Origin of the sequence: Actinomadura formosensis, assembly GCF_050948385.1 — a bacterium.
Lineage (GTDB): Bacteria > Actinomycetota > Actinomycetes > Streptosporangiales > Streptosporangiaceae > Spirillospora > Spirillospora formosensis.
In genome coordinates this window covers 6,479,669-6,495,685 of the sequence record NZ_CP192011.1, presented here as the reverse complement: position 1 = coordinate 6,495,685, position 16,017 = coordinate 6,479,669, and the positions used below count along the sequence as shown (strand labels likewise).

Here is a 16,017-nt window from a genome sequence, read left to right as displayed (position 1 = left end):
GTTCAGTGGCTGACGAGGTACAACTTCGCGACTACCTCAAGAGGGCCATCGCCGATGCCCGCGATGCCCGCAACCGGCTGCGCGAGGTCGAGGAGCGGGCGCGGGAGCCGATCGCCGTAGTCGCCATGGCATGCCGCTACCCGGGCGGCGTGTCCTCGCCCGACGACCTGTGGCGGCTGGTGGCCGAAGAGGGCGACGCCGTTGCGGGCTTCCCCGACGACCGGGGCTGGGACCTGGACGGCCTGTTCGATCCGGATCCGGACCGTTCGGGCACCTCGTACACCGACCAGGGCGGTTTCCTGCGTGGTGCGGGCCAGTTCGATGCGGGGTTCTTCGGTATCTCGCCGCGTGAGGCGCTGGCGATGGACCCGCAGCAGCGGCTGCTGCTGGAGACCTCCTGGGAGGCGGTGGAACGGACGGGCATCGACCCGGTGTCGTTGAAGGGCGCCGACGTCGGGGTGTTCACCGGGCTGTCCAGCCAGGGCTACGGGGCCGGCGGTGGTGTCGTCACACCGGAGTCGGAGGGCTTCGCCGGCACGGGAGCGGCGCCCTGCGTGGCGTCGGGCCGGGTGTCCTACGTGTTCGGGTTCGAGGGCCCCGCGGTCACGATCGATACCGCGTGCTCGTCGTCGCTGGTGGCCATTCACCTCGCCGCGCAGTCGTTGCGGCAAGGGGGATGCTCGATGGCGCTGGCCGGTGGCGCGATGGTGATGGCGACGCCCGGTTCGTTCCTGTCGTTCTCACGGCAGCGCGCGCTGGCCGAGGACGGTCGCTGCAAGGCGTACGCGGACGGCGCCGACGGGATGGGCCTGTCCGAGGGCGTCGGTGTGGTGGTGCTGGAGCGGTTGTCGGTGGCGCGGGAGCGCGGGCACCGGATTCTCGCGGTGATCCGCGGCGGCGCGGTGAATCAGGACGGTGCCTCCAACGGGCTGACGGCGCCGAACGGCCCGTCGCAGCAGCGGGTGATCCGCGCAGCGCTCGCCGACGCCGGGATCGCACCGTCCGATGTGGACGTGGTCGAGGGCCACGGGACCGGGACGGCACTGGGCGACCCGATCGAGGCGCAGGCGCTGCTCGCCACTTATGGGAAGGACCGGGATCCCGGGAAGCCGTTGTGGCTGGGGTCGTTGAAGTCCAACATCGGGCACACGCAGGCCGCCGCGGGCGTAGGCAGCGTGATCAAGATGGTGCAGGCGCTGCGGCACGGTGTGCTGCCCCCGACGCTGCACGTACGGAAGCCGACGACCGAGGTGGACTGGTCGGCGGGAGCGGTCGAGCTCTTGACCGAGGCGCGGGAGTGGCCGCGCAACGGTCGTCCGCGCCGGGCCGGGGTCTCGGCGTTCGGGATCAGCGGGACCAACGTGCATCTGATCCTGGAGGAGGCCCCCGAGGAACCGGAGCCGGACCTTGGCGACGGGGAGTCCACGGGCGTCGTGCCACTGCCGGTGTCTGCGCGCAGCACCGTTTCCCTGGCGGGTCAGGCCGGGCGGCTGGCGGCGTTCCTCGATGGGGCTGATGAGCCGTTGTTGCCGCGCGTGGCGGGTGCGTTGGTGACGGGCCGGGCTGTGTTCGGTGAGCGTGCTGTGGTGGTGGCGGGGTCTTGTGAGGAGGCGCGGGCTGGGTTGGGTGTGTTGGCGCGTGGTGAGGCGGCGTCCGGTGTGGTGACTGGCGGTGTCTCTGCTGATGGGCCCGGCAAGGTCGTGTGGGTGTTTCCGGGTCAGGGTGCGCAGTGGGTTGGTATGGGCCGGGAGTTGCTGGATGCCTCGCCGGTGTTCGCCGAGCGGGTCTTCGAGTGCGCGGCTGTGTTGGCGGGCTGGGTCGACTGGCCGCTGATCGAGGTGCTGCGCGGCCAGGCTGACCCTGCCTTGCTGGACCGGGTTGACGTCGTTCAGCCGGCGAGTTTTGCGGTGATGGTGGGTCTGGCGGCGGTGTGGGGGGCGGCGGGTGTGGTTCCCGATGCGGTGGTGGGCCACTCCCAGGGGGAGATCGCGGCCGCCTGTGTGGCGGGTGCGTTGTCGCTGGAGGATGCGGTGCGGGTGGTGGCGTTGCGCAGTCAGGCCATCGCCGCCGGCCTGTCGGGGCGTGGCGGTATGGCCTCGGTGGCGCTGGGCGAGGACGATGCGACCGAGTTGCTGGAGCCGTGGGCGGGCCGGGTGCAGGTGGCCGCGGTCAACGGGCCGTCTTCGGTGGTGGTCGCGGGTGAGGCTCAGGCCCTGTCCGAGGCTCTGGAGGCACTCGAAGGCCGGGGTGTCCGGGTGCGGCGAGTGGCCGTGGACTACGGATCGCACACCAATCAGGTCGAGGACATCCAGGACCTGATGGCCGATGCACTGGCCGGGATCGACGCGCAAGCACCGGCCATTCCGTTCTATTCGACGGTGACCGGAGGGTGGGTCCGGGACGCCGGGGTTGTCGACGGCGCGTACTGGTACCAGAACCTGCGGCAGCAGGTGCGGTTCGGCCCGGCGGTGGCCGACCTGATCGACCAGGGTCACGGCGTCTTCGTGGAGGTGAGCGCGCATCCGGTGCTGGTGCAGCCGATCAGCGAGATTGTGGACGAGACCGACGCCGATGCCGTGGTGACGGGGTCGCTGCGGCGTGAGGACGGCGGGATGCGGCGGCTGCTGACCTCGATGGCCGAGCTGTTCGTCCGGGGCGTCCCCGTCGACTGGACCACCATGCTGCCGACCGTCCCGTCCGGACGGGTGGAACTGCCGACCTACGCCTTCGACCACCGGCACTACTGGCTCCAGTCGGCCGGGGCGGCGACGGATGCGGCGTCGTTGGGGCAGGTGCCGGCCGATCATCCGATGCTGGGGGCGGTGGTGCCGCTGCCGTGGTCGGACGGGTCGGTGTACACCTCGCGATTGTCGCTCGCGTCGCACCCCTGGCTGGCCGATCATGTTGTCGGCGGTGCGGTGCTCGTTCCCGGCAGTGGGTTGGTCGAGCTGGCCGTGCGCGCCGGCGACGAGGCCGGCTGCTCGGTGCTCGACGAGCTGGTGATCGCGTCGCCCCTGGTGGTGCCCGAGCACGGCGGGATCCGTGTGCAGGTGGTGCTGGGCGGCCCGGCCGACGACGGTTCACGCACCGTGGAGGTGTACTCCCTGCGTGACGGCGACGCCTGGACGCGGCACGCCACCGGACTCCTGTCAACGGCGGCGACGACTCCGGGCACGGGATTCGACTTCACCGCCTGGCCGCCGCCGGACGCCGAGCGGATCGAGGTCGAGGGCTGCTACGACGACCTGGCCGATCTCGGGTTCGGTTACGGACAGGTGTTCCAGGGTGTGCGCGCGGTGTGGCGGCGCGGCGAGGAGGTCTTCGCCGAGGTCGCCCTGCCCGAAGACCAGCGGGAGAGCGCGGGGCGGTTCGGTGTTCACCCGGCGTTGCTGGACGCGGCGCTGCACCCGGCCCTGCTGAGCGCCGCCCACGACGAGCCGCGGCAACCGCTGGACTGGCGCGGGCTCGTGCTGCACGCCGCGGGTGCCTCGGTGCTGCGGGTGCGGCTGGTACCCCACGGGCCTGATTCGGTGTCGCTGGAGGCGGCGGACGGCGCCGGCGGCCCGGTGGTGTCGGTGGACTCGCTGGCATTTCGCGCGGTGTCCCCCGAAGGGCCCGGTGCCGTGTCGGTGGGGAACCGCGACTCGTTGTTCCGGGTGGACTGGGCCGAGCTGCCCCCGCCCCAGGGCGAGCCGTCACCGTCGTGGACGGCGGTGGCCACCGCGGACGACGTGGTGGCGCAGGCCGGGGGCGTGCCGTCCGTGGCGGTGCTGGAGGCCGGCGGCGGTGGCGGCGGGGACACGCCCCTGGCGTTGACCTCCCGGGTGCTGGGCGTGCTGCAGGCGTGGCTGACCGCGGCCGGGCCGGAGGAATCCCGGCTCGTGGTCGTGACGCGGGGCGCGGTGCCCGCCGGTGACGGCGCGGTGACCGACCCGGCCGCCGCGGCGGTGTGGGGGCTGGTCCGCTCCGCACAGGCCGAGAACCCCGGCCGGATCGTCCTGCTCGACCTCGACCCCCTTTCCGGTGACGGTGTCGGCCGCGTGCTCGGTGCGGTGCTGGCCGCCGGTGAGCCGCAGGTCGCGGTGCGCGGCACGGCGTTGTCCGTCCCGCGCCTCGCCCGCGCCGGTGACCGGACCGCGGACGGTCCCGCGGTGTTCGGTCCGGGCGGGACGGTGCTCGTCTCGGGCGCGGGCACGCTGGGCGGCCTCGTGGCGCGGCATCTCGTCGCCCGCCACGGCGTGCGGCGTCTCGTCCTGGCCAGCAGGCGGGGCCCCGACGCCGACGGCATGGCGGACCTGGTCGCCGACCTCACCGGGCAGGGCGCCGAGGTGTCGGCCGTCGCCTGCGACATGTCCGACCGGGACCGGGTGGCCGCCCTGCTGGCATCCGTGCCCGCCGAGCACCCCCTGACCACCGTGGTGCACACGGCGGGTGTCCTGGACGACGGCGTGATCGGGACGCTCACCCCGGAACACCTGGCCAGGGTGTTCGCGCCCAAGGTCGACGCGGTACGGCATCTCGACGAGCTGACCCGCGGGCTCGGCCTCGGCGCGTTCGTCGTGTTCTCGTCCGGGGCCGGCGTCTTCGGGGCCGCGGGCCAGGGCAACTACGCGGCGGCCAACGCGTTCCTGGACGCGACGATGTCGAACCGCCGGGCGGCCGGCCTGCCGGGCCTGTCGCTGGCGTGGGGCTTGTGGGAGCAGGCCACCGGCCTGACCGCGCACCTCGGCGGGGCCGACCGGGCACGCATGGGCCGCGGCGGTGCGGTGGCGATGACGGCGGCCGAGGGCATGGCGCTGTTCGACGCCGCCGTGGGATCCGAGCGGGCGCTGCTGGTGCCGGTCAAGCTGGACCTGCGGGAGGTGCGCGCGGGTGATGCGGTGCCGCACCTGCTGCGCGGTCTGGTCCGCGCCGGACGGCGGCAGGCGCGGGCCGCGTCCCCCGGCGGCGGCCTGGTCGGCAGGCTGGCGGGCCTTGCCGAGGTCGAGCAGGAGGCACTCCTGCTCGACCTGGTCCGCGGCCAGACCGCCGTCGTGCTCGGGCACGACGGGTCCGGCGCGGTGCGGGCGGACACGGCGTTCAAGGACGCCGGGTTCGATTCGCTGACGTCGGTGGAGCTGCGCAACCGGCTCCGTGAGCAGACCGGGCTGAAGCTGCCCGCCACGCTGGTCTTCGACCACCCCACGCCGCTGGCCCTCGCCCGCCACCTGCGTGCCGAGCTCGGCATAAGCGACGACGCGCTGTCCCGTGTGCACGCGAAGATCGAGGACGTCGAGGCGCTGATCAGCGGGCTGCGCCTCGACGAGTCCATGAGGTCCGGTATCACGCTCCGCCTTCAGGGGCTGATGGCCCGGTGCAACGGGGTCCCCGGGCAGGGGGACGCCGCCACGGTGGCGGACCAGCTTGAGTCCGCGTCCGCCGAGGAGGTCCTCGGCTTCATCGACGACGAGCTCGGTCTCGTCTGACACCGGTCTGAGACGCCACGTTCCAGCGAACTTCGTGAGGACAGGAAAATGGCCACGGACGAGAAACTCCTCAAGTACCTCAAGCGCGTCACGGCCGAGCTGCACACCCTGCGCAAGCAGGGCGCTCGGCACGCTGACGAGCCGCTCGCCATCGTGGGAGCGGCGTGCCGCCTGCCGGGAGGCGTGTCCTCACCAGAAGACCTGTGGCGGCTGGTGGCCGCCGGGGGCGACGCCCTTTCCGGGTTCCCCGACGACCGGGGCTGGGACCTGGAGGGCCTGTTCGACCCCGATCCCGATCGCTCGGGCACCTCGTACACCGACCAGGGCGGTTTCCTGCGTGGCGCGGGGCTGTTCGACGCGGGGTTCTTCGGTATTTCGCCGCGTGAGGCGCTGGCGATGGACCCGCAGCAGCGGTTGCTGCTGGAAACGTCGTGGGAGGCCCTGGAGGACGCCGGTGTCGACCCGGTGTCGTTGAAGGGCACCGATGTCGGCGTGTTCTCCGGGGTGTTCACCCAGGGGTACGGCGCCGATGCGATCACGCCGGAGCTGGAGGGGTTCGCGGGCATAGGGTCGGCGTCGAGCGTGGCGTCGGGCCGGGTGTCCTATGTGTTCGGTTTCGAGGGCCCGGCGGTCACGGTGGACACGGCGTGCTCGTCGTCGCTGGTGGCCATTCACCTCGCCGCGCAGGCGCTGCGGCAGGGCGAGTGCTCGATGGCGCTGGCCGGTGGCGCGACGGTGATGCCGACGCCCGGCACCTTCGTGGCGTTCTCACGGCAGCGTGTTCTGGCCCCCGACGGAAGGTCCAAGGCGTTTTCCTCGACGGCCGACGGAACCGGCTGGGCCGAGGGCGTCGGTGTGGTGGTCCTTGAGCGGCTGTCGGTGGCGCGGGAGCGCGGGCACCGGATCTTGGCGGTGCTGCGCGGCAGCGCGGTGAACCAGGACGGCGCGTCCAACGGCCTGACGGCGCCGAACGGTCCGTCGCAGCAGCGGGTGATCCGCAAGGCGCTGGCCGGTGCCGGGCTGGTTCCGTCCGATGTGGACGTTGTGGAGGCCCACGGGACCGGCACGGCTCTCGGTGACCCGATCGAGGCGCAGGCGCTGCTGGCCACCTATGGGCAGCGGGACCCCGGGAAGCCGTTGTGGCTGGGGTCGGTCAAGTCGAACATCGGGCACGCGCAGGCCGCGGCCGGGGTGGCCGGTGTGATCAAGATGGTGCAGGCGCTGCGGCACGGCGTCATGCCGCCCACCCTGCACGTGCGGGAGCCGACACCGCAGGTGGACTGGTCGGCGGGCGCGGTCGAGCTGCTGACCGAGTCCCGCGACTGGCCGGCCGACGGACGTCCGCGCCGGGCCGGCGTTTCCGCGTTCGGCATCAGCGGAACCAACGCGCACCTGATCCTTGAGGAGGCGCCGCCGGCGGACACGGAGCAGGACCCCGGCGAGCCGGCGCCCGCGGGTACCGTGCCGCTGGTCGTGTCGGCCGCGAGCGCCGCCTCCCTCGCGGCCCAGGCGGATCGGCTCGCCTCGTTCGTCGAGTCCGGTGAGGCGCCGCCGGCGCGCGTGGCCGCCGCCCTGGTCGCACACCGTGCGGTGCTGGCCGAGCGTGCGGTCGTCGTGGCCGGCACGGGCGAGGAGGCGCTCACCGGGTTGCGTGCGCTCGCGCGGGGCGAGACCGCGCCCGGTGTCGTGACCGGCGGCGCGGACGCACCGGGCTCGGTCGCGATGGTGTTCCCCGGCCAGGGCGCGCAGCGGGTCGGGATGGGCCGGGAGCTGTACGACCGGTACCCGCTGTTCGCGGAGGCGTTCGATGAGGCCTGCGCGGAGCTGGACGCCTGCCTCGCCGGCCGGGTCGACCACCCCGTCCGGGACGTGGTGCTGGGCAGGGTGGGCGGTAGCGCCGTACTGCTCGACCAGACCGTGTTCACGCAGGCGGGGCTGTTCGCGGTGGAGAGCGCGCTGTTCCGGCTGGTGGCGTCCTGGGGCGTGCGGCCGGACGTGGTGATCGGCCACTCGGTCGGCGAGATCACCGCCGCCTACGCCGCGGGGGCGCTGTCGTTGCGGGATGCGGCGCGGATCGTCGCGGCCCGCGGCCGGCTGATGCAGGCGCTGCCGCCGGGCGGGGCGATGGTCGCGGTGGCCGCCGACGAGGAGGAGGTCGCCGGGCTGCTGGGCGAGGGCGTGGAGCTCGCCGCGGTCAACGGCCCGGCCGCCGTGGTGCTCTCCGGCGACCACGACGCCGTCCTCGCGGCGGCCGGCCGGCTGCGGGAACGGGGCCGCAAGACGAAGCGGCTGGCGGTCTCGCACGCCTTCCATTCGGTCCAGATGGAGGCGATGCTGGCCGGCTTCGCCGCGGAGCTGACCGGCGTGACATGGCGGCGGCCGGAAATCCCGGTGATCTCCAACGTGACCGGGCGGCCGGCCGAACCCGGTGCGCTCGCCGACCCGCGGTACTGGGCCGAGCATGTGCGGCGGCCGGTCCGGTTCGCCGACGGGATCGCGGCCGCGGTGCAGCACGGCGCCGCGCTGTTCCTGGAACTGGGCCCCGGTGCCGCCCTGACCGCCCTGGTCGAGGAGACCGCCACCGCCGCCGGCGCCGAGGCGACCTGTTTCGCGGCCCTGCGCGACGGCCGCCCGGAAGAACAGACCCTGATCGCTTCGGTCGCCGAACTGTTCGTGCGCGGTGCGGCCGTGGACTGGGGCGCCGCCCTGCCGGCCGTGACAGGCTGGGTGGACCTGCCGACGTACGCCTTCGACCACCGGAACTACTGGCTCCACGCCACCGGCGCCCCGGCCGACGCGGCGTCGCTCGGGCAGGCGGCCGCCGACCACCCGCTGCTGGGGGCGGTGGTGCGGCTGCCGGACTCCGCCGGGCTGGTGTTCACGTCCCGCCTGTCGTTGCGCACGCACCCCTGGCTCGCCGACCACGCCATCGGCGGGGTGGTGCTCGTCGCCGGCACCGGGCTGGTGGAACTGGCCGTGCGCGCCGGTGACGAGGCCGGCTGCCCGGTGCTGGACGAGCTGGTGATCGAGGCGCCGCTGGTCGTACCCGAGCATGGCGGGGTGCGGGTGCAGGTCGCGGTGGGCGGCCCGGGGCAGAACGGTTCCCGGACCGTGGACGTGTACTCCCAGCCCGACGACGAGACGGAGGCGTGGACGCGGCACGCCACCGGACTCCTGTCGGCCACGCCGCCGGCGCGGGGCCTCGGGTACGACTTCACCGCGTGGCCGCCGCCCGGTGGACAGCGGGTCGAGGTGGGGGACTTCTACACCGGACTGGTCGACCGCGGCTACGCGTACGGGCCGGTATTCCAGGGGCTGCGGGCGGTGTGGCGGCGCGGCGAGGAGATCTTCGCCGAGGTCGCGCTGCCCGAGGACGACCGCGCGGACGCCGCCGGGTTCGGCCTGCACCCCGCGCTGCTGGACGCCGGCCTGCACGCGGGCATGCTCGGCGCCGCTGCCACGCCGGAGGAGGAGCCCGGGCGGCCGGTGCTGCCGTTCGCCTGGAACGGGCTGGTGCTGCATGCCGCGGGCGCATCGGCGCTGCGGGTGCGCCTGGTGCCCGGCGGACCCGCCGCCTTGTCCCTGGAGGCGGCGGACGAGACCGGTGGCCCCGTGGTGACGGTGGAATCACTGGTGTCCCGGCCGGTGTCCGCTGAGCAACTGGACGCGGCGGCGACCCGCGATGCGCTGTTCAGGGTGGACTGGACCGAACTGCCGCCGGTTCAGGGAGAGACCTCGCCGCCGTGGGCGCCGGTGGCCACCGCGGGCGACGTGGCGGCCCTGGGCGGGGACGTGCCCGCGGTGGCGGTCCTGGAGGCGGTGGGCGGGGACGGCTCGCACGCGGCGCTGGTGCTGACGTGCCGGGTGCTGGAGGTCGTGCAGGCGTGGCTGACCGCCGCCGGGGCGGAGGAGTCACGCCTGGTGGTCGTGACCCGCGGCGCGGTGCCCGCCGGTGCGGGCACGGTGACGGATCCCGCGGGTGCGGCGGTGTGGGGACTCGTGCGTGCCGCGCAGGCCGAGAACCCGGACCGGATCGTCCTGCTGGACCTCGATCCGGCCGCCGGCGGTGGCGTGGAGCCGGTGCTGGGTTCCGTGCTGGCCTGCGGTGAACCCCAGGTCGCCGTCCGGGACACCGCCCTGTCGGCCCCCCGGCTCGCCCGCGTCACCGATCAGGCCCCGGATTCGCCCGCCGTGTTCGGCCCGGAGGGGACGGTCCTGGTCACGGGTGGCACCGGGTCGCTGGGCGCCTTGGTCGCCCGGCATCTGGTGTCCCGCCACGGCGTGCGGCGTCTCGTCCTGGCCAGCAGGCGGGGTCCGGCCGCCGAGGGTGCGGAGGAACTGGTCGCCGACCTCACCGGGGAGGGCGCGGAGGTCTCGGTGGTGGCCTGCGATGTGTCCGACCGGGAGCAGGCGGCGGCGCTGCTGGCATCGGTGCCCGGCCGGCTGACCGGCGTGGTGCACACGGCGGGCGTGCTGGACGACGGTGTGATCGAGGCGTTGACCCCGGACCGGCTCGCCGCCGTGTTCGCGCCGAAGGTCGACGCGGTGCGGCACCTGGACGAGCTGACCCGGGACATGGACCTCGACGCGTTCGTCGTCTTCTCCTCCGCGTCCGGGACCTTCGGGGCCGCCGGTCAGGGCAACTACGCGGCCGCGAACGCGTTCCTTGACGCGGCGGTGGCCGGTCGCCGGGCGGCGGGCCTGCCCGGGGTGTCGCTGGCCTGGGGCCTGTGGGAGCAGACCAGCGGCATGACCGCCCACCTGGGCGGGGCGGACCAGGCGCGCATGAGCCGCGGCGGTGTCCTCGCGATAACGCCGCAGGAGGGCATGGACCTGTTCGACGCCGCCCTGGGAGCCCGGCAGGCGCTACTCGTCCCGGTCAAGCTGGACCTGCGGGGGACGCGTGCGGGCGCGGCGGCCGGCGGTGCGGTGCCGCACCTGCTGCGCGGCCTGGTCCGGGCCGGGCGGCGGCAGGCGCGGGCGGCGTCCGGCGATGACGGCGGGCTGGTCCGCCGGCTGGCCGGGCTTCCCGCGGCCGAGCAGGAGGCGCTGCTGCTGGACATGGTCCGCGGTCAGGCCGCGGTCGTGCTCGGACACACCGGACCAGAAGGCGTCGCGGCGGACGCGGTGTTCAAGGACGCGGGATTCGACTCGCTGACCTCGGTGGAGCTGCGCAACCGCCTGCGCGAGGCGACCGGGTCGAAGCTCCCGGCCACGCTGGTCTTCGACTACCCGACCCCGCTGGCGCTCGCCCGCCACCTGCGGGACGAACTGGGCGGGACGGCGTCCGCCGCGCCCGCCGCGACCGTGGCCGCCGCGGATCCCGGCGAGCCGATCGCGATCGTGGGGATGGCGTGCCGGTTGCCGGGCGCCGTGGCGGATCCCGAGGACCTGTGGCGCATGGTCTTCGAAGGCCGCGAGGGCATGTCGCCATTCCCCGGCGACCGGGGCTGGGACCTGGAGGGCCTGTTCGATCCCGACCCGGACCGTTCGGGCACCTCGTACACGAGCCAGGGCGGTTTCCTGGGCGAGGCGGGCCAGTTCGACGCGGGGTTCTTCGGGATTTCGCCGCGTGAGGCGCTGGCGATGGACCCGCAGCAGCGGTTGCTGCTGGAGACCTCCTGGGAGGCGGTGGAACAAGCGGGCATCGACCCGGTGTCGTTGAAGGGCACCGATGTCGGGGTGTTCACCGGCGTGTCCAGCCAGGGCTACGGGATGGGCGTGGCCGCGCCGGAACTGGAGGGCTACGCGAGCACGGCGGCGGCGTCGAGCGTGGCGTCGGGCCGGGTGTCCTATGTGTTCGGTTTCGAGGGCCCGGCGGTCACGGTGGACACGGCGTGTTCGTCGTCGCTGGTGGCGATGCATCTGGCCGGGCAGGCGCTGCGGTCGGGTGAGTGCTCGATGGCGCTGGCCGGCGGCGTGACGGTGATGGGGACGCCCGGCACCTTCGTGGAGTTCTCGCGTCAGCGCGGGCTGGCCGTGGACGGTCGCTGCAAGGCGTACGCGGACGGTGCCGATGGCACGGGCTGGGCCGAGGGCGTCGGGATCGTCGTGTTGGAGCGGTTGTCGGTGGCGCGGGAGCGTGGGCATCGGGTGCTGGCGGTGTTGCGGGGCAGCGCGGTGAATCAGGATGGTGCGTCGAATGGGTTGACGGCGCCGAATGGTCCGTCGCAGCAGCGGGTGATCCGCGCAGCGCTCGCCAACGCTGGGATCGCACCGTCCGATGTGGATGTGGTCGAGGGTCACGGGACCGGGACGGCACTGGGTGATCCGATCGAGGCGCAAGCGCTGCTGGCCACCTACGGGCAGGACCGGGATCCGGAGCGTCCGTTGTGGCTGGGTTCGTTGAAGTCGAACATTGGGCACGCGCAGGCTGCGGCCGGTGTGGCGAGTGTGATCAAGATGGTGCAGGCGTTGCGGCATGGTGTCATGCCGCCCACCTTGCACGTGGACGAGCCCACCACTCAGGTCGATTGGTCGGCTGGTGCGGTCGAGTTGCTGACCGAGGTGCGGGAGTGGCCGCGCAATGGTCGTCCGCGCCGGGCGGGTGTGTCCTCGTTCGGGGTCAGCGGGACCAATGCGCACCTGATCATCGAAGAAGCACCGGCCGAGGAGACGCTGCCCGCCGTGGCCGAGACGGTGCCGGATGGTGTGGTGCCGCTGGTGGTGTCCGCGCGCAGCACTGTTTCTCTGGCGGGTCAGGCCGAGCGGCTGGCTGGGTTCCTCGGAAAGGGTGATGTGCCCCTGTCCGCGGTGGCGGGTGCGTTGGTGACGGGCCGGGCTGTGTTCGGTGAGCGTGCCGTGGTGGTGGCGGACTCCCGTGAGGAGGCGCGGGCTGGGCTGGGTGCGTTGGCGCGCGGTGAGACCGTGGCCGGCGTGGTCACCGGCCGAGCGGGCACGCCGGGCAAGGTCGTGTGGGTGTTCCCCGGTCAGGGGACGCAGTGGGTTGGCATGGGCCGGGAGTTGCTGGATTCCTCGCCGGTGTTCGCCGAGCGGCTCTCCGAGTGCGCGGCCGTGTTGGAGCGGTGGGTCGACTGGTCGCTGATCGAGGTGCTGCGGGGCCAGGCCGATCCTGGGCTGCTGGAGCGGGTTGATGTCCTTCAGCCGGCGAGTTTTGCGGTGATGGTGGGGTTGGCGGCGGTGTGGGGGTCGTGTGGACTGCGGCTGGACGCGGTGGTGGGCCACTCCCAGGGGGAGATCGCCGCCGCCTGTGTGGCGGGTGCGCTGTCGCTGGAGGACGCGGTGCGGGTGGTGGTGTTGCGCAGTCAGGCCATCGCCGCCCGGTTGTCGGGGCGTGGCGGTATGGCGTCGGTGGCGCTGGGCGAGGTCGAGGCCGCGGCGCGGTTGGAGCCGTGGGCGGGCCGGGTCGAGGTGGCGGCGGTGAACGGGCCGTCTTCGGTGGTGATCGCGGGTGATGCCGAGGCGCTGGCCGAAGCGGTCGATGCGCTCGGCGGGCGGCGGATCGCGGTGGACTACGCCTCGCACAGTCGGCATGTGGCCGACATCCGTGAGTCTCTGGCCGATGCGCTGGCCGGGATCGATGCGCAAGCACCGGCCATTCCGTTCTATTCGACGGTGACCGGTGGGTGGATCCGGGACGCCGGGGTTGTCGATGGCGCGTACTGGTACCGGAACCTGCGGCAGCAGGTGCGGTTCGGCCCGGCGGTGGCCGACCTGATCGACCAGGGTCACACGGTGTTCGTGGAGGTCAGTGCGCATCCGGTGCTGGTGCAGCCGATCAGCGAGGTTGTGGACGAGACCGACGCCGATGCCGTGGTGACGGGGTCGCTGCGGCGTGAGGACGGCGGGATGCGGCGGCTGCTGACCTCGATGGCCGAGCTGTTCGTCCGGGGCGTCCCCGTCGACTGGACCACCATGCTGCCGACCGTCCCGCCCGGACGGGTGGAACTGCCGACCTACGCCTTCGACCACCGGCACTACTGGCTGCACGCGACCGAGCCCGCCACCGATGCCGTCTCACTGGGATTGGCCGGAGCCGACCACCCGATGCTCGGCGCGGTCGTGCAACTGCCGCAGTCGGACGGCCTGGTGTTCACCTCACGCCTGTCGCTGCGGACGCATCCCTGGCTGGCAGACCATGCGGTCAGGGGCGTCGTCATCGTCCCCGGCACCGGGTTGGTCGAGCTGGCCGTGCGTGCCGGGGACGAAGCCGGGTGCCCGGTTCTCGACGAGCTCGTGATCGAGGCGCCGCTGGTGGTGCCCCGGCACGGCGGGGTCTGCGTACAGGTGGCACTCAGCGGGCCGGGCGAGGACGGCTCACGCACCGTCGAGGTGTACTCCCTCCGCGAAGACGCCGGTGCGGATACGTGGACCCGGCACGCCACCGGTGTGCTGGCGGCCACGGGCCGGCCGGATCGGGGCGGCACCGGATTCGACTTCACCGCCTGGCCGCCGCCCGGCGCGCGGCCGGTCGACACCAGCGGTGGCTACGGGCTGCTCGCGCAGGTGGGCTACGAGTACGGGACGACGTTCCAGGCCGTGCGGGCCGTGTGGCGGCGCGGCGAGGAGACCTTCGCCGAGGTCGCCCTGCCCGAGGACCAGCGCAAGGAGGCGGGCGGGTTCGGCATCCACCCGGCGCTGCTGGACGCGGCCCTGCACTCGACCATGCTGAGCGCCGCGGCGGACGAGGGCGAACCGGATGGGCGGGAACTGCGGTTGCCGTTCGCGTGGAACAGGCTGCGACTGCACGCGGCCGGTGCCGCGGTGCTGCGGGTTCGCGTCGCGAAACCCGGACCCGACGCGATGTCCCTGGAGGCCGCGGACGAGGCGGGCGGCCTTGTCGTCACGTTGGACTCGCTGATGGGCCGGCCGGTCACCGACCAGCAGTTGGCGACGGCGGCGGGCACCGCGCGCGCCGACTCGTTGTTCCACGTGGCGTGGGTGGGGCTGCCTTCGCTGCCGGGCGGGCCTTCGCCGTCGTGGGTGCCGGTGGCCGACGCGGAACAGGTGGCGACCCTGGCCGACGACGTGCTGTCGGGTGCGGACGCCCCGGCGGCGGCAGTCCTGGAAGCCGTCGCCGACGGCGCTGACGGCGACGGCGCCGTGCTGGAGCTGACGACCCGGGTGCTGGACGCGGTGCAGTGCTGGCTGGCCGGGGGCGGGCTGGAGGAGTCGCGGCTGGTGGTCGCGACCCGGGGCGCGGTGCCCGCCGGTGACGGCGCGGTGACCGACCCGGCCGCCGCGGCGGTGTGGGGTCTGGTCCGGGCCGCCCAGGCCGAGAACCCCGGCCGGATCGTGCTGATCGACCTCGACCCGGCTTCCGGGGACGGGGCGGAATCGGTGCTGGGTCCGGTGCTGGCCGGTGGGGAACCGCAGGTCGCCGTCCGCGGCACGGCCCTGTCGGTGCCCCGGCTCACCCGTGCCGGCGGTGCCGTGCCGGACGCCCCGGCGGTGTTCGGTCCGGAAGGGACGGTCCTGGTCACGGGCGGTACCGGATCGCTGGGTGGTCTCGTGGCCCGGCATCTGGTCGCCCGGCACGGGGTGCGGCGTCTGGTGCTGGCCGGCCGGCGGGGTCCGGCCGCCGAGGGCGTGGCGGACCTGGTCGCGGACCTCACCGGGCGGGGCGCGGCCGTGTCGGTCGTGGCCTGCGATGTGTCGGATCGCGACCAGGTGGCGAGCCTGCTGGCGTCCGTGCCCGCCGAGCAGCCCCTGGTGGGTGTGGTGCACGCGGCCGGCGTGTCGGATGCCGGGGTGATCGGAACGGTGACGCCGGACCGGCTGGCGGAGGTGTTCGCGCCGAAGGTGGACGCGGTCCGGCATCTCGACGAACTGACCCGCGGCATGGACCTGGACGCGTTCGTCGTCTATTCCTCGGTCTCCGGCGTGTTCATGGGCGCGGGCAGCGGTGGCTACGCGGCCGCGAACGCGTACCTGGACGGGTTGATGGCGAGCCGCCGGGCGGCCGGTCTTCCGGGGCTGTCGCTGGCGTGGGGCCTGTGGGAGCAGAGCACCGGCATGGCGGCCGGCGCCGACGACCTCACCCGCTCCCGGATGAACCGGCGCGGGGGACTGCTGCCGATGACGCCCGCGGAGGGCATGGAACTCTTCGATGCCGCCGTCGGGTCCGGGCAGGCGATGCTGGTGCCCGCCAAACTGGACCTGCGCGGGGTGCGCGCGGCCGCGGCGGCGGGCGCCGGCGTGCCGCACATGTTGCGCGGCCTGGTCCGTGCGGGCCGGCAGCAGGCGCGCACCGCGGGCGCCGGCGACGAGCGCGGGCGGCTGCCGGAGCGGCTGGCCGGGCTGCCCGCCGCCGAACAGGCGAAGGTCCTGCTCGACCTGGTGCGGGCTCAGGTGGCCGCGGTCCTCGGCTACGGCGCGTCCCACCACATCGACGCGGACCAGGGACTCTTCGAGATCGGTTTCGACTCCCTCACCGCCATCGAGCTCCGCAACCGGCTCCGCGACATCACCGAACGGAAGATCGTTCCCAATCTCGTTTTCGCTTACCCGACACCAGAGCGCATCGCCGCGCACCTGCACGAGCTGATGTGCGGCGAGCAGGCCGCGGCCCCAGTGGCGATCTCCGTCTGAA

General features: G+C 73.7%; 2 protein-coding genes. Both read left to right on the top strand.

Going from position 1 to position 16,017, the window contains the following annotated elements:
- Positions 1 to 5: 5 nt before the first annotated feature.
- Positions 6 to 5,465 carry an SDR family NAD(P)-dependent oxidoreductase gene (locus ACQP1N_RS30490; RefSeq protein WP_433227791.1) on the top strand — a complete coding sequence of 1,820 codons (5,460 nt, stop codon included), beginning with the start codon at positions 6 to 8 and terminating at the stop codon, positions 5,463 to 5,465.
- 48 nt (positions 5,466 to 5,513) lie between these two features.
- Positions 5,514 to 16,016: a type I polyketide synthase gene (locus ACQP1N_RS30485; protein ID WP_433227790.1), complete on the top strand. Its 10,503-nt coding sequence runs from the start codon at positions 5,514 to 5,516 to the stop codon at positions 16,014 to 16,016.
- Position 16,017: the final 1 nt, after the last annotated feature.